The 14804-nt window shown below is 69.5% G+C and carries 18 protein-coding genes; 7 read left to right on the top strand and 11 right to left on the bottom strand.

The genetic code is table 11. The features are described from left to right. Positions 1 to 61 precede the first annotated feature (61 nt). The 9 genes from DFH01_RS13530 to DFH01_RS13490 all read right to left on the bottom strand — a co-directional run bounded on the left by DFH01_RS13530 (position 62) and on the right by DFH01_RS13490 (position 5890). Complete coding sequence (locus DFH01_RS13530) at positions 62 to 1345, bottom strand: ATP-dependent DNA helicase (protein ID WP_109871006.1); 1284 nt, start codon at positions 1343 to 1345, stop codon at positions 62 to 64. Then, entirely contained in the window at positions 1342 to 2115 is a 774-nt protein-coding gene (locus DFH01_RS13525) for a hypothetical protein (RefSeq protein ID WP_109871005.1), read from the bottom strand. The genes DFH01_RS13530 and DFH01_RS13525 overlap by 4 nt, the downstream gene beginning before the upstream one ends. Next, a complete protein-coding gene (locus tag DFH01_RS13520) occupies positions 2103 to 2534 on the bottom strand; it encodes an HNH endonuclease signature motif containing protein (protein ID WP_158287753.1) in 432 nt (143 codons plus the stop codon). The genes DFH01_RS13525 and DFH01_RS13520 overlap by 13 nt, the downstream gene beginning before the upstream one ends. Before the next feature lie 12 nt (positions 2535 to 2546). Next, the gene (locus DFH01_RS13515; protein ID WP_233256098.1) at positions 2547 to 2942 is read right to left on the bottom strand and encodes a DUF6511 domain-containing protein; all 396 of its coding nucleotides are present in this window, start codon (positions 2940 to 2942) and stop codon (positions 2547 to 2549) included. A gap of 70 nt (positions 2943 to 3012) precedes the next feature. Continuing rightward, positions 3013 to 3744, bottom strand: coding sequence for a hypothetical protein (locus DFH01_RS13510; protein ID WP_109871004.1), 732 nt, complete (start codon positions 3742 to 3744; stop codon positions 3013 to 3015). 17 nt (positions 3745 to 3761) lie between these two features. Continuing rightward, a complete protein-coding gene (locus tag DFH01_RS13505) occupies positions 3762 to 4604 on the bottom strand; it encodes an ATP-binding protein (RefSeq protein WP_109871003.1) in 843 nt (280 codons plus the stop codon). Then, entirely contained in the window at positions 4604 to 5146 is a 543-nt protein-coding gene (locus tag DFH01_RS13500; protein WP_109871002.1) for a hypothetical protein, read from the bottom strand. The genes DFH01_RS13505 and DFH01_RS13500 overlap by 1 nt, the downstream gene beginning before the upstream one ends. Before the next feature lie 2 nt (positions 5147 to 5148). After that, positions 5149 to 5556 (bottom strand): hypothetical protein, encoded by a 408-nt coding sequence (locus DFH01_RS13495; protein ID WP_109871001.1) that lies wholly within the window; start codon positions 5554 to 5556, stop codon positions 5149 to 5151. A gap of 64 nt (positions 5557 to 5620) precedes the next feature. Then, positions 5621 to 5890, bottom strand: coding sequence for a carph-isopro domain-containing protein (locus DFH01_RS13490; protein ID WP_109871000.1), 270 nt, complete (start codon positions 5888 to 5890; stop codon positions 5621 to 5623). Between the two features lie 205 nt (positions 5891 to 6095). On the opposite strand from DFH01_RS13490, the gene DFH01_RS13485 reads away from it, so the two are divergent. From DFH01_RS13485 to DFH01_RS13465, 4 genes are all read left to right on the top strand, one after another. Continuing rightward, complete coding sequence (locus DFH01_RS13485) at positions 6096 to 6752, top strand: LexA family transcriptional regulator (RefSeq protein ID WP_019015860.1); 657 nt, start codon at positions 6096 to 6098, stop codon at positions 6750 to 6752. A gap of 270 nt (positions 6753 to 7022) precedes the next feature. Further along, the gene (locus tag DFH01_RS13475) at positions 7023 to 7529 is read left to right on the top strand and encodes a DUF2924 domain-containing protein (RefSeq protein WP_109870998.1); all 507 of its coding nucleotides are present in this window, start codon (positions 7023 to 7025) and stop codon (positions 7527 to 7529) included. Then, positions 7526 to 8878, top strand: coding sequence for a recombinase family protein (locus DFH01_RS13470; protein ID WP_109870997.1), 1353 nt, complete (start codon positions 7526 to 7528; stop codon positions 8876 to 8878). The genes DFH01_RS13475 and DFH01_RS13470 overlap by 4 nt, the downstream gene beginning before the upstream one ends. Continuing rightward, the gene (locus DFH01_RS13465) at positions 8875 to 9258 is read left to right on the top strand and encodes a ParB/RepB/Spo0J family partition protein (RefSeq protein ID WP_109870996.1); all 384 of its coding nucleotides are present in this window, start codon (positions 8875 to 8877) and stop codon (positions 9256 to 9258) included. Before DFH01_RS13470 ends, DFH01_RS13465 begins: the two co-directional genes overlap by 4 nt. 186 nt (positions 9259 to 9444) lie before the next feature. On the opposite strand, the gene DFH01_RS13460 is transcribed toward DFH01_RS13465, so the two are convergent. Beyond that, entirely contained in the window at positions 9445 to 9930 is a 486-nt protein-coding gene (locus tag DFH01_RS13460) for a hypothetical protein (protein WP_146217056.1), read from the bottom strand. A 113-nt stretch (positions 9931 to 10043) separates the two neighbouring features. Between DFH01_RS13460 and DFH01_RS13455 the strand changes: the two genes are divergently transcribed. After that, positions 10044 to 10988, top strand: a complete 945-nt coding sequence (locus DFH01_RS13455) for an IS1595 family transposase (RefSeq protein WP_109870994.1) — start codon at positions 10044 to 10046, stop codon at positions 10986 to 10988. A 630-nt stretch (positions 10989 to 11618) separates the two neighbouring features. Here the strand turns inward: DFH01_RS13455 and DFH01_RS13445 are convergent. Beyond that, positions 11619 to 12458, bottom strand: a complete 840-nt coding sequence (locus DFH01_RS13445; RefSeq protein WP_158287752.1) for a DUF2092 domain-containing protein — start codon at positions 12456 to 12458, stop codon at positions 11619 to 11621. Between the two features lie 294 nt (positions 12459 to 12752). Here DFH01_RS13445 and DFH01_RS13440 point away from each other — a divergent pair, with 294 nt between their 5' ends. Both DFH01_RS13440 and DFH01_RS13435 read left to right on the top strand, forming a co-directional pair. After that, positions 12753 to 13772, top strand: a complete 1020-nt coding sequence (locus DFH01_RS13440; RefSeq protein ID WP_158287751.1) for a helix-turn-helix domain-containing protein — start codon at positions 12753 to 12755, stop codon at positions 13770 to 13772. A gap of 289 nt (positions 13773 to 14061) precedes the next feature. Then, entirely contained in the window at positions 14062 to 14796 is a 735-nt protein-coding gene (locus tag DFH01_RS13435; RefSeq protein WP_109870990.1) for a neuromedin U, read from the top strand. Positions 14797 to 14804: the final 8 nt, after the last annotated feature.

Raw genomic sequence — 14804 nt, 5'->3', positions numbered from 1 at the left:
TAGCCTCTGGACGATGGCCTCGAGGTCGTAGCGCGCCGGTGCAGTGGCCGCGTCGTTCAGGTCAATCAAGCAGCACCAGCCCGCGCTCGGCGCGCGTGATCGCGGTGTAGAGCCAGCGGGCGCGGTCTTCGGGGGTGCGGGAGAGGCGATCGTCGTAGACGATCACGTTCTCCCATTGGCTGCCCTGCGCCTTGTGGCAGGTGATGGCGTAGCCCCAGGAGGTCTCGATCAGCCCGCGCAGTTCGCGCCAGTCGCGGCGTTCGCGCTCGGGATCGCGCTGCAGATGCTCGTCGTAGTGGCCCTTGTAGAAGCGGTGCCGCCCAGCGATTGCGACGCCATCCTCGGTCGTGACGCTGGCGCGGAAGGCGAGCGGGCTGTCATCCTCGATGTCGATGAGATGCACGAACATCCCGTTGACCAGGCCGAGATCATGCCGGTTCTTGAGGCAGATGATCTTTTCGCTGCGGCCTGCCGGATAGACGTCGGGGAAGCCAGCGGCGGCCTTGATGCTGGCGTTGAGCCAGAGGCGTGTGTTGTTCCGCCCGCAGATGACCTGGCCACCGCGCAGCATCTGGGCTGGGCCGACGGCGTTCCGCGGCAGCTTCCAGACATGCTCGTCATGTCCACCGGGCGGGATCTCGATGCCCTGCCGCGCCATGGTGGCGAGGCGGATGATCGCGCTCTCGCCTGCCTGGCGGTGGATTTCGGTTAGCATCACGTCGGGCGGCGCCTCAGTGAAGGCGCCAGCACCCTTGATCGGCGGCAGCTGGCCGGGATCGCCGAGCACCAGGATCGGCTTGCCGAAGGCGAGCAGGTCGGCTGCCATCTCCGGCCCGACCATGGAGACCTCGTCCAGCACGACCAGCGCGGCGTCCCGCACGCGCGACTGTTCGTTCAGCAGGAAGGAGGGCTTGTGGATGTCGGCGAGTCGGAGCTGCAACTTGCTGATCTGCGTCTCCGCGAAGGCGCGCTCGGCAGGGCCCATGCGGCGCAGATCGCGCTGCAGGTCGAACAGCTCCTTCTCGACTCGAGCGATCTCCTCCGGCGTCGCCTCCGAGACGCGATAGATGAGGGAGTGGATGGTCGAGGCGGGCGTGCCCTTGCGCGTCATCACCAGCGCAGCCTTGCCTGTGAAGGCCGCGAACAGCACACCGCCTGCGGTGTCGCCGTCGCGCGCCATGGGGTCCAGGCCGAGCGCCTCGATCGCGGCGGCGGTAATCGTGCTCTTGCCGGTGCCGGCATAGCCGAAGAGCCGGAATACCTGCTGCTGGGTGCGGCGCGTCCGATACCAGTCCACGATGGCTGCGATGGCGGCGGCCTGCTGCGGCGAGGGTGTGATGCTCATGCTGGCGCCTCCCAGCATCGCGTTGCGTAGGGGCAGAGGCGGCAGAGGAAGAAGTCGGCGGCCTGGGCGATACGCGGCGGCAGCTCGCCCGCCTCGGCAGCTCGAAGGATCTCGACCGCGTGGTCCGACAGCCGCTGCGCTTCCGCTGGATCGAACGGCACCGCCTCGTGGTGCAGCGCCAGCGTGTCGCGGTTCAGCGCGGTGAGCAGCGCCACCTCGAGATCGAGGTAGGCCATGTAGAGCTGCACCTGCGCAAAGTAGATCGGCTTCGACAGACGCAGCCCGCGCTTGACCAGGTCGGTCCATGATTTCTGGCCGAGAGCCTTATGCTCCCAGAGGGAAGGCCAGCGGATGCCGACATCGGGCCCTGCGACGATGACGCCATCAGCATGGCCGCGCAGCTTTCCGCCCGCGGCGGCAAAGCCGAACTGCTCGCCATCGGCGCCCCGATCACGCAGGTCGAAGCCCGCGAGACGGAGCCAGCGGATGGAGAGCGCCTCGAACTGATGGCCGGCGTCGAAGACGCGGAGAATGCCGGCGTCGAAGTCGCGATCCTTCGGTGCGTGAGTGATTTCGTAGACCAACTTACGGGCACAAGGCTCGCCGACCCGGCTTCCACCGAGATAGTCGCGCGGCACCTGCTGCCGCTGGCGCGCGAGAAGGGCAGCATCGATGTGCAGGTTGATGCGCGCGGTGATGGTGGCGGCGTCGCTTGCCGGTGCGTCGCCCCGTCCATAGACAGCACCCGAGCCGTGATTCAGGTCGAGCATGTGCCGCTCCGCCGCAGCATGCCCTTCGTCGCAGGACTTTTGCTCCCTGTCCGCCGCCGGCAGTACTCGATGAAGCCCGGGGCGTTCAGGTTCTCCTTCTGCGTGCCCCAGCGCAGGTTGCTGGCCCTGTTGTTGGCCGCGTTCTCGTCCAGGTGCATCACCACCGCGCCTTCGAAGGGCGGCGGTCCGTGGAATGCCTCCGCGACGAGCCGGGCAACCTTCCAGCTTCGCTCGCCGACGGTGGTGATGAAGCGCCCGTCTGTCTTGTTCCAGACGCCGAATGTCGGCGTGCCGCCATAGGGGCGCTCGCCACCATTCGGCATTGTCCCGCGATACGGCGGGATCATCACGCGCCCCTCGCTGCTGGCCAGCACGCCCGGCACGCTGGGGACATCGCGCCAGATCTCTCCGGTGCTCATGGCGATCTCCCCTCAGCTAAAAGGAATCGGGTCGTCGAGCGGATCGCGCTCGGCGGCCTGGCGCTGCATCGAGGCCTGGAAGCCGTCGACGCAGGCCTCGATGATGCGGTCGATCTCCGCCGCGCTGCGGTCGTGGAACGGCGCCATGAGCTGCAGCTCGACCAGTACCTCGGCGAGCGGCCTCCGCGCCTCCTTGATCGCGCGCGCTTCCATCTGCGTCTTGTCGATCACGCCGTTCGATCTCCGCGCGAGCGCGCCACCGGCGTCGCAGCAGGCCATGCTGCAGAAGCGGTGGTGCGGGAACTCGCCGAGCCGCATCTCGTGCACGTAGCCGAAGCCCTTCGCCTCGCGGCTGCACAGGGCGCAGACCAGGCGACGAACCTGGTCCTCCGGCGTGCAGCCCCGCATCGGCATCGGCTTCGCGGCGGGAGCGCGAACCTCCCGTGGCCGGCTCCAGCGTCGTCGGACCATTCCGCCATCAGCCGTTCAGCCAGGCCGGACCGTTGGCGAGCGGTGCCTGCGGCGGCGGAGGCGCGGGCTGGGCGGGCGGCGCGGCGGCAGGGGCGGCCCATGCCGGGGCGGCGGTCACCGGCGCCCGGGGCGCGCCCGTGTTGGCCCAAGCGGGGGCTGCCGCGGAGGGCGCGGAAGCCGGGCGCGGTGTCCGATGCGTGGAGGGCGACGGCGGCACTACCTCGCCGGCCATGATGCGCGCGTATTCGGGCTCGCCCGGCAGCACGACCCGGTCGAGCCTATTCTGGTCGCCATACTCGACGTTGGTCGATGCCTCGACCTTGATCTTGGCGGCGAAGGTGATGCCCGAGAGATCGGCCAGCCCGCGCAGCACGCGCTTGGCCTTGGCGGCCTCGCTCATGTCTTGCGGATCGAGGCCGAGCGCGCTGTCGATCATGGCGCGGAAGGTCCCCTTCGAGATCTTCCAAGCGATGGAGACGCCGTGCTCGTCGACCTTCCCACCAGCGACGGTGAAGTTCTGCCAGAACTTCCGCTTGGCGTGCGGGCCGACCAGCACCGTGAACTCGGCGTCGATCATCTTGGTGTCGCCGCCGCTGCGCGAGGCCTTCAGCAGGCCCCGGTCCACCTCGCCCTGGCCGTCGATCCCGCCGGGACGGATCACCATGGTCACCTTTGCGAAGGTGCCATCCGGGATCAGGTCGGAGCTGCGCGGCAGCTCGGCATCGTTCATGTCGTACATCGAGGTCTCCTCTCGGCTCAGGCGACGGGCGCGGCGGGGGCGTTGATCTTGCGGAGCAGGGCGGCGAGGTCGGCGGGCTCGGTTTCGTCGAGGCGGCCGGAGCGGTCCTTCGCCGGCAGCCCGAAGCGATTGCCGGCACGGCACACGAAGCGCCGTTCGGTGCCGCGCTCTGGGTCGTGGCGCAGCGTGCCGTCCTCCTCGCGCGTGAAGAGCGACATCGAGATGACCTGGTCGACGATGCCGGGGAGCTCGCGGCCGGCCTTGCCGCCCTCCATCTGCGGCTGCCAGGTGACCTTGCCGAACTCGTCGGTGTGCTTCTCCAGGATGCCGACCATGATCGTGGTCTTGCCCGGCGCGTGCTGCAGATGCTTCAGCAGCCCGATCACCTCGCGCGCCATCAGGCCGTAGGCGCCACGAACATCCGGCTTGCCGGTCTTTTCGGAGAAGGCCTCGGGCTGCTTCTTGGCCCAGGCCATCGCCTGGCGCGTCAGGTCGGTGATGCTGTCCAGGAAGACGATGGACTTGCTGGCGAGCAGCGCGATGAGCTCGGGATGCAGGCCGGCGAAGTGCGTGTAGTGCTGCTGCGAGAAGAACGCCTCCGGCGCCGCGGCAGGGTTCGCGCCGCCAACCAGCGAGGCGAGCACCACCATGTCCTCGAAGCAGCGGACAGGGATGCTGTCGCCCGGCCAGTCCTGGACGGACTTCATCCCGGCCTCGAGGTCGATGCAGACCGTCTCACTGGGCGCCAGGCGCTTCAGCTGCGTCGTCTTGCCGACGCCGGTCGGCCCGAACAGCGCGATCGTGGTCTTGTTGGCCGCGCGCGACAGGCGCTCGTCGGCGGTGACGATGCGGAGTGCCATCAGCGCGGCCCTCCGATCGCAGGGCGGATGCCCGGCCCGTGCGGGCTGTCGCGCAGGGCGACGTCGTTCAGGATGGTGAGGCGGTAGCTGGGCTTTCCGGTCCGTACCATGCGCGCCGGCTCGAAGGCGCCGCGGATGCGCTCGGGCCAGGCGGCGTAGGCGCGCTCCGAGACCTTGAAGGTGAGCTCGACATACTCGCCCGGGTCCTCGCCGCCGGCGCGGATCTGCTCCACCAGCGCAGCGAGGCGCCGCTGGTCCCATTCCACCCGCTTGGGCAGCTCGACGGCGACCTCGACGGTGCCGTCCTCGAAGCGGACGATGCCGGTGTCCTTGCCTGCCGCGGCCCGGGCGCCGACCGCGCGCTGCTCGTAGCGGAGCGCGATGGCGCCCTCGATCCAGTCGAGGGTGCGCTTGGCCGCGTCCAGCGCCTCGCGGGCATCGGACTGCAGCAGCGCGAGATGCTCGGGCGGCAGGGCGATCACCTCGCCCACGGGGAGGTGACGCAGCGCGTCCAGGGTCGGACGGTTGGAGCGCGTGTCCATGGTCAGGCGGCCTCCTGCATGGGCATGGCGGGGATCGGGGAGGCGCCATCACTGACGGCCGGCGGGGGCTCCGGGATGCGCAGCGCGCGGCGGATGTCCGCCGGCATGGCGGAATGCGGGATGCGCGCGAGGGCGCTGCGCCGCAGCCGCAGGGGGCAGAGATCGGCGATCTCGCACCAGGCTTCGCGCGCCTGGCGCCAGTTGGGCGCGCCATCCAGCAGGAAGCGCACCGCCTCCTCGCGCTCCTGGGGCTTGAGGCCGGGCGTGAAGGTGCGGCGCGGGCCCTGCGGCGTGTCGATCATCCGCGGGCGGGCGAGGCGCGCATCGGGGGTGGCGGCGTCCTCCAGCGCGCGGTGGATGACGGCGGCGGCGAGCTGGATTTCGGGAACAGGCAACCGTTCGGACAGCATGCAGCGATGCTCCGTGAAGGGCGGGGACGGGTCGGGCGGGGGAAAGAGGGAGGACGGAGCGGGGCTATCCGTCGTCGGCCCCGGCGCGGGGCGGATCGCCGGTGGCCGTGGGCGTGCCGACAAGGTCGGCAGGGCTGAGTGCGATGCCCTGTGCGGCGGCCAGCGCGAGCAGGCGCTGGTGGTGGCGCGCGGGGATCAGCCCGCCGCTGCCGCCGCGGTGCTTGGGCAGCGCCCAGCGATGCACGGCGCTGCGGTCGAGGCGAAGCAACTGGGCGAGCGGGCCTGCGCCGCCGAAGCGGGCGAGGACGGTGGCGGCGGGATCAACCGGGGGCATGGGGGATAGGTAGATCGTCCTCCGCGCGCGCCACAATGCACTATTTGCGCGAGACGTAGTTGACCCACTCGGTATTGCGGATTACGCAACACTATCCCCGGTATCCACAGCTTTCCCCATGGACAGCCGGGGCGAATCCAGGTGGGAGCCTCTCCATGCCGACAGCCAAATCCGCGTGCGGACCGCTGCAGCGCGCCGAATCGCCATGCTGACGATCGAGCAGATCCGGGAAGGGCTCGCCCAGCCTGGCAAGTCGCAGAAGGGCCTGGCCGCGGCGATGGGCGTCGACAACAGCACCATAAGCCGGTTGCTGGCGGGCAAGCGGCCGATGCGGGCCCACGAGATCCCGGTGATCCTCGGCTACCTGGAGGCGGGTTCGACAGCGGCCGGGGGACGGGCGCGCGCGATGCCAGAGATCGTGCAGATCGGCGGTGACCGATTCGCCATGCTGCCGGTCTACGACGACATGGTCTCCGCGGGCCCGGGGCTCGAGGCCGAGGATGCGCCGCCCTCCTATCGCATTGCATTTCGGGTTGACTGGCTGCGCCGCGCGGCGCGCGGGAACATCGGCGATCTCGTGGTGCTGACGGTCGACGGCGACTCGATGGAGCCGACGCTGCGCCAAGGCGATTCGGTGCTGGTCGACATGGGGCAGCAGCGGCCAGGCCAGAAGGACGGGATCTATGTGATCCGCACCGATGGCGGACTTCAGGTGAAGCGCGTCGCGGTGAACCCAACCAACGGCCGGATCAGCGTGATCTCGGACAACAAGGACCTGTATCCGACCTTCAGCGACATCCAGCCGGACGCGATCCACGTCATCGGGCGGGTGATCTGGCTCGGGCGTCAGGTCGGGATGTGAGGGCTGCGCGCCCGCTGCAATCAGTGCATTGCACGGGCGGTTGCTCATCTGGCAGCAGCGGGGCATGGCCCGCCTCGCCGCCCAGCCCCTCAATCAGCATCTCACGCCCCACCTCCGCGAGGTGTGCGATCTTCTCGCCCGCGGCCTGCTGCGGCTGCGCAGCCGCGCTGCCGAGGAAGCAGCGCGCGACGCCGCGGACCAGGGAGAGCGGCCGCTACACTTTGCGGCCCCGCAGCGCCTGCATGCGAACCGGACCACCCGGAGAGACGCATGACGCGCACCACGAAGCCCAAGCCCACCACCCCGCCGACCTTCACGGCGCCGGCGATCCCGCCCGCCGACGTGCTGGGCCGACTCGCCGCCCTCAAGACCGCCGCCACGCCGGTGCTGAAGCAGCAGTGGCGGGAACTCTTCGGCACGGAGCCGCCGCCCTACAACCGGCGCTTCCTGGAAAGCCGGCTGGCCTATCGGATCCAGGAGCTCGCCTATGGCGGCCTGAAGCCCGAGACGCTGGCCCGGCTCGAAGCGCTCGGCGAGCAGCTCGACGGCGGGAAGGTGACCGTCCGCCGCATGCGTGGCGACGACAGGCCGATCGCCGGCACGCAGCTGATCCGCGAGTACCAGGGCGTCGAGCACGTGGTGACCGTCACGCGCGCCGGCTACGAGTACCAAGGCCAGCCCTACCAGTCCCTCTCCGCCATCGCGCGCGCCATCACCGGCACGCGCTGGAACGGGCGCGTGTTCTTCGGGCTGCGCCCGAGCCGGAGCGCGGCATGAAGCGCGACGCGAAGCCGGCCGCTGCGATGCCGGCGACCGTGCGGAAGCTCCGCTGTGCGGTCTACACCCGGAAGTCGAGCGAGGAAGGCCTCGACATGGAGTTCAACTCGCTCGACGCCCAGCGCGAGGCGTGCGAGGCCTTCATCGCCAGCCAGCGCGCCGAGGGCTGGGTGCTGGTGCCGGACCGCTATGACGATGGCGGCGTGTCGGGCGGGACGCTGGAACGGCCCGCGCTGAAACGCCTTGTCGCCGATATCCAGGAGGGGCTGATCGATGTTGTGGTGGTCTACAAGATCGACCGCCTTTCCCGCTCGCTGGTCGACTTCACCAAGCTGGTCGAAGTGTTCGACGCGAACAGCGTGACGTTTGTGTCGGTGACTCAGAGCTTCAACACGACCACCAGCATGGGGCGGCTGACGCTGAACATCCTGCTCAGCTTCGCGCAGTTCGAAAGAGAGGTCATCGGCGAGCGCATCCGCGACAAGGTGGCGGCGTCGCGCAAGCGCGGCATGTGGATGGGCGGTTACGTGCCGCTCGGCTACGACGTGCGCGATCGGAAGCTGGTGGTGAACGACACCGAGGCCGCCCTGGTGCGGCGGATCTTCCAAGGCTTCGTCGAGACCGAGTCCTGCACGAGGCTGGTCCAGGTGCTGCGCGCGGAGGGTGCCACCACGAAGCGCGGCCGCACACTGACGAAGAGCGACGTCTACCGCATTCTCAGTAACCGCGTGTACCTGGGCGAGGCGGTGCACAAGGGCACGGCCTATCCCGGCGAGCACGATGCCATCGTCAGCCAGGCGCAGTGGGACGCCGTGCACGCCGTCCTGCAGGTGAGCCCGCGGGTACGGGTCAACCGGACGCGGAACACCACGGCGCCGCTGCTGCGCGGGCTGATCTTCGACAGCGACGGTCGCGCGATGTCGCCGAGCCACAGCCGCGGCCGGAGCGGGCAGATGTACCGCTACTACGTCAGCCAGGCCGTGCTGAAGGGCGGCGCGACCGAGCGGCCGGCCATCGCGCGGCTGCCGGCCGGCGAGATCGAGGCGGCGGTGGTCGCCCAGGTGCGCGCACTGCTCCGGCAGCCCGAGATGGTCGTCGGCACCTGGCGGGCGGCACGCGCGACGGCGCCCGACGTCACCGAGCAGGAGGTGCTGCTGGCGCTGGAGCGGATCGAGCCGCTGTGGGACGAGCTCTTCCCCGCCGAGCGGGCGCGGATCGTGCGGCTGCTGGTGGATCGGGTCGACGTCCGAGCCGAGGGCGCAGCCGTGCGGTTGCGGCTAGACGGGCTCGGCAGCCTTGTGCGGGATCTGGCTGCCCAGGCGCCCGAGGCCGGTAGGGCGGCGGCATGAGCGAAGCGCCCCAAACCCTAACCGTGGTCATCCCGCTCCGGGTGAAGCCGCGGGGCGGGCGGAAAGCCATGGTCACGCCGGGCGTGTTGGCGCTGGAGCGCCGGCAGGACATCACGCTCATCAAGGCGGTGGCGCGAGCGTTCCGGTGGCGGCGGATGCTGGAGGCCGGCCAGTTCGCCACGATCAAGGACTTGGCCGCGGCCGAGAAGATCAACTCGTCCTACGTCTCGCGGGTGCTGCGGCTGACGCTGCTGGCGCCCGAGATCGTCGAGGCGATTCTGGACGGGCGGCAGCCGGAGGGGATGACGCTGCCGGAGATGATGGAGCCGTTTCCGGAGTATTGGCACGTTCAGCAGCCGATGCTGCGTCAGTTGCCGTAGCCGTCACGCGCCGCTGAGAGCCTATCGCGGGCGTGCCTGCGGTTCGACTTCGGAACCGCGGTGTGCCGCGATCTACATCTGGTGGCTTCAACCCGCGTGCTGCAATGGCTCATCGCTGCCGGCCGCGGCGCCAGGCGCCAACTTGTCCCTGCGCGCTGGTCGTCCCCCTGGTGTCTCAGCGCCGGCCTACGGTGACATGCTGATCACCACCGCATCGCCACCGAGGCTCAGCATCAAGCCGGTGCGCCGCGCGCGCAGCCGCATGATGACGCCAGCGGCGTTCTCGAGCCAGAGCTCGCCGGCGCTTGCCGTACCGACAGCGCCACCGTAGCGCGCCTGGCCGTATGCGCCAGCGAAGTCGCGCGGGTCGCGCAGATTGAACACGTCGCCCTCGGCCTCGAGTGTCGAGGCGCCAATGCCGCCTATCCCGCCGGCCGCGATGGTGAAAGGGTAGTCGCGCCCGCGATAATGCAGCGTGCCGCTGCCGCCACCACCGCTCGCCACATAGGCGGCCTGCACCTGTCGCATCTCGACCCGCGCATCCGGCGTCCGGCCCGCGACCGCGTTGGGGCCGACGCCACCCGTGCCGCAACCGGCTGCGCCGAGAGCCATGACCATGGCGGAGCCGCGCAGAATCATCCGGCGGCCTTGGCGTCGCGTCGTGTCGTTCATTGTCTTCTCCATGAGTCTTGGCGAAAGGCTTCTCCCCATGGCTCAGGTGCTCTCAAGGGGTGGTATCTGAGGGGGCTTGACTCCCGGAACAAAACAGGCCCGATTCGGGGGCGATGGCCCAGCGCCGCCCTGATCGTCCGATGTCGCGTGCCGAGTTCGAGGATCTCTTCCCGGACGAGCGCGCCTGCGTCGAATACCTCGCTGAAAAGCGCTGGCCGCAGGGCTTCGTCTGCCCTGATCCGAAGTGCCAAGGCCGCAAAGCCTGGGAAATTCGCGAGGAGAATGGGCTCTGGGAGTGCGCCCGCTGCGGCCGTCAGACCTCGGTCAAGGCCGGCACGGTGCTGCACCGCTCGAAGCTGCCGCTGCGCACCTGGTTCCTGGCGGTGCACATCGTCACCAGCCACTCCAACGGGATCTCCGCGCTCCAGCTCCAGGCCCAACTCGGCCTGGGCAGCTACAAGACGGCCTGGCTGATGCTGCGCAAGCTCCGCCGGGCGATGGTCGACCCGGACCGAGAGCCGCTGGCCGGCGTCGTGGAGGTCGACGAGACAACCATCCCTCTGCGCACGCAGGACGATCCCGTGGCCGGCGGCCAGGGGCGCAGCCACGTGGGCAAGGTGGCGATCGTCGGCGCCGTCGAAATCGAGGACCGACGCTATCCGGGCCGTATCCGCCTGCAGCGCATTCCGGCCTACGACGCCGACACCCTCGGCGGCTTCGTCGAGGAACAGATCAAGCCGAAATCCGTGGTCGTCACCGACGGCCTGCCGGCCTATCGCGCCATCGCAGGCGAGTACGAGCACGTGCCGAAGGTGGTGGGGAAAATGGCGGCCCACGTCGTGCTGCCGTGGGTGCACAGGGTTTTCTCGAACATGAAGCGCTGGGCCATGGGCGTATTCCACGGCCTGCGCGGGCCGCACCTGCAGGCTCACCTCGACGAGTTCGTGTTCCGCTGGAACCGACGACGATGGCGACGCGCCAGCTTCGACACGCTGCTTGGCATCGCCATGCGACTGCCGCACGCAGGCTTCAGGGACTTCGTGCCGCGGGCCACGTGATGCGCGGCCCTTCCGATCCCTGAACCTCTTGGAGCCACCCCTCGGGCAACTCGTCCCCAGGGATGCGCACATCGCTTCCAGCTTTCGCCAGAATGCGATCGAAGTCGCCAGGCTTCGCGCGGCGAGCGCGCTCTTCAAGGTAACTGACCTGCTCCGCAACGCTGAGATCGCGCGCCTGGAGGGGCTTTCCTCCTTCTCGCTCGCCCATGCGCCTCACTCCTGCACTCTCAGCCAAGCCTACGAGACCGGACGGCAATCGGCCACTGCCTCAAGATGTGGTGCTACCTGAGCCAACGGGAGAAGCCTTCTTGGCGATGGCGCCGAGCGCGGCCGCTATCGAAGCAGCCGCCGATGTGGAAGGTGGGCTGTCGTAACGAGAATTGATCCGCGCGACCCGGTGCGCACGGCGGTCTCAACAGGGCGGCACGCCGGCAACGCAGCGCCGCGTCGTACGTCGGGCGACGCCGGCGGCGCTGGCCGGCGTGGCCGGCCGCCCCACGACGGCGTCGGCCTGCGACGTCCAGGACCCGCGCGCGACGTAGGCAGCCGGGTCCGCTGTCATGACGAAGCCGAATGCCAGGAGACAGGCGGCCCACCTCAGGATGCGTGACATCGTTCCCGCGCGCTCCTCTACCTGATGACCATGTCGCCGACAGCATTCGCGGTGACCGAGGCCGGATCCAGCTGCCTTGCGCCCGACGGCGGCGTGAAGACGAAGCGTGCCGGATCGGCCTGCGGCGCGACGTTCCAGTTCGTGAGCTGCAATGTGTATTGCGGCCCACCGGGGATGGTTTTCGTCGTGATCACGTAGCGCACGGGCAGCGGCCGGTCGCCCGACGTGACCCAGAGCTGCCAGTCCACCTCGGCACCGCGGAACGCAAGCTGGTGCACCTCGACGCCGTCGATGAAGGTCATGCCGACATGGGCGCCGCTGACGATGTCCGTCGTCGCGCTGTCGAGCGGCCGCTCGGCGAGCAGGTCGGCGCCGGGCGCGTCGAACCCCATCCGGTGCACCGCCTCCACCGCCGCGGCGATGCTCGGCGCGGGCAGCCGAAGGAAGGCATTCGCTTCCCGGCCGAAGAGGATGAGCTCCCTGCTGTCCAGGACCATCTCTGCGACGCCGGCTGCGCCGCGTCGCACCGCGTGCAGCCGGTCGGGGCGCTGCACCAGCAATTCGCCGGCGTGCAGGAACTGGAGTTTCTGACCCTCCGTCGTGACGACCTCGTCGACGGCGGCATAGGCGACCGAGAAGCTCCGAAGCCCGCCCAGATATTTGGACATGGCGTCCAGCACGCTGCGCGCGTCGGCATCGATCGCCCCCTGGGCCCGCAAGGACGTGGGTGCCCCCAGGATGCCGGCCGCGACCACGGCCGCTGCCAGCGCCGCTGTCCTCACGCGCGACGAGAGGCTCTTCATAGATGTCGTGGCGCGGTCGCGGACAACCGCGACGTGCGGGCCCGAGTCCGGCATCGAGGATCCGTATGGCGAGGGGGGCATGACATATGCCGCCGCAGCGTTTCCGTCCGGCATGGCCCACCTCCAACCGCTTATGCGCCTGCATGCACGCAGTGCAGCACCGCGGTGGCGACTGTAGGCCCCGTCACCCCCGTCGGCCTGGACAACACGTATCCCGATCCGGCAATTTCATCGCTCCGGCTGATCACGCGCTCGTGACATGAGCCGGCCCGCCAGGGTGTAACCTTCCTGGCGCGCGAAGGCCCGTTGGCGCGTGGGCAGGCTTCCATGCGGCAAGGGGGAAGGGTTGTGGCTGCGTTCGAGAAGGTGGCGTCCGCACAAGCGCTGACGCGCCGCTTCGACAAGGCCGGTGACTTCGGCTCCGCCCTGCTGGGCGGCGAGTTCGACACCACCCCTGAGCGGAGCGAGCCCTTCTTGGCCACGCTGCGCCTGCTCCGCGTCGGAGACATGGTGGTGCAGCAGGGCACCACCTCGGCGCACAGGACGCGCGGCGGCATCTTCCCGGGGATCGCGGTGCTCATTGTGAACCTGCAGGCTGCGGAGCGCCCTGCCCGGGTTAATGGCGCGGAGGTTGGCACCGCGGAGGCGGTCCTGCTCGGCGGCGGCGCCGAACTGACCGTGTACAACCCTCGGTACCTGGACTGGGCGGCCCTCGCGCTGCCCCTGCCGTTGCTCGAGGAACTCGTCGAAGTTGCCCCTCTCCCGCTGCGTGTGCGGGGGGCGAGCAGCCTCTTGGCGCTGCGGCCCGACCGGGCGGCTCGGCTGGCCAGCGCGCTCTCGGCAGCGGGGCGGTTGGCGGAGGACCTGCCGGCGATGGTGGACACACCGTGCTGCGCGTCCAACCTCGCCATGGCGCTGCGCGAGGAGGTCGCCGCCGCGCTGACGGCCGAGGCCGAGATCAGGCCGCGTCCACGTGCCGTCGGGCAGGCGCTGCGCATTGTCGCGGCAGCCGAGGCCTTCATGGAGGCCGACCTGACCCGGCCGGTCTACACCGAGCAACTCTGCGCGGCGCTCGGCGTCTCTGCCCGGCGCCTGCACGACGCCTTCCACGCCGCGCTGGGGATCAGCCCGCACGCCTACCTCAAGTCGCGCCGACTCATGCTGGTCCGCCGCGCGCTGCTGAGCCGTGAGGATGGCCCGGACCTCGTGAAGTCCGTCGCCCTTGGGCATGGCTTCTGGCACCTCGGCCATTTCGCGCGCGACTACCGGGCCTTGTTCGGCGAGTTGCCCTCGGAAACGCTCGCCTCGCGCGGGGCGAAGGGGTCGGCACGTGGCCGGCCGCGCAAAGCGGGCGATGGTGCAGCCTGACCCGGGCGCGCCCTCCGTTCCATCGGTCGCGGGCTGCTGATTCTGGATAGTAACCGGCCGAGACAACCGGGCATGCCGGGCGCATCCTGTCATCGCAGGGAAACGCCGGCACGGCGTGCATGCTGGCGTGCCTGCAGGCATTTTTCGGGGGCAGGCGATGAGGATTCTCGGAGCGCTCGCAACCGGGGGCGCGGTGACCGTCCTGTCCTTCGGGCTCATGACGTCGCCTGCCTCGGCGCAGCAGTTGCGCGGGACGGCAGGCGCGCCGGCTGCTGAGGGTGCGCCGCGGATGGATGCCGATGCCCTGGCCCGTTCGGCGCAGAATCCCATCGCCGCGATGATCAGCGTGCCGTTCCAGAACAACACGAACTTCAACTACGGCCCGAACGGTCACACGCAGAACATCCTTAACATCCAGCCGGTGGTGCCGTTTCGCGTCAACGAGGACTGGAACGTCATCACCCGCACGATCCTGCCCGTCATTTCCCAACCCAGCTTCGCGCCGGGTGAGGACAGCACCTTCGGTCTCGGCGCGGTGCAGTTCTCGACCTTCCTCTCGCCTGCGCAGGCGGGGCGGGTGATCTGGGGCGCGGGCGCGGTCGTCCAGGCGCCGACGACCACCGACAGCGCGCTCGGCAGCAATGTCTGGGGCGGCGGGCCGACCTTCGTCGCACTGACGATGGCCGGCCCCTGGGTGCTCGGCGGCCTGGTGAACAACATCTGGTCGTTCGGCGGCGAGGAGCGCAACCGCTACAACAACTTCACCTTCCAGCCCTTCATCAACTACAACATCCCGCAGTCGCCCGGCACCTACCTGTCCTTCTCGCCGCTGATCACCGCGAACTGGGAAGCACGCTCGGGAGAGCAATGGACGGTGCCTGTCGGCCTCGGCGCAGGGCAGATCTTCAGGATCGGGGCACAGCCGGTGAACGCGCTGGCCGGCGCCTACTACAACGTGGTGCGTCCCGACATCGGCCCGGAATGGCAGTTGCGCTTCCAACTGCAACTGCTCTTTCCGCGATAGACGCGCGA

Source organism: Falsiroseomonas bella (assembly GCF_003173615.1).
GTDB lineage: Bacteria > Pseudomonadota > Alphaproteobacteria > Acetobacterales > Acetobacteraceae > Falsiroseomonas > Falsiroseomonas bella.
The sequence above is the reverse complement of the archived record's forward strand: the minus strand, read 5'-3'. Positions and strand labels throughout refer to the sequence as shown.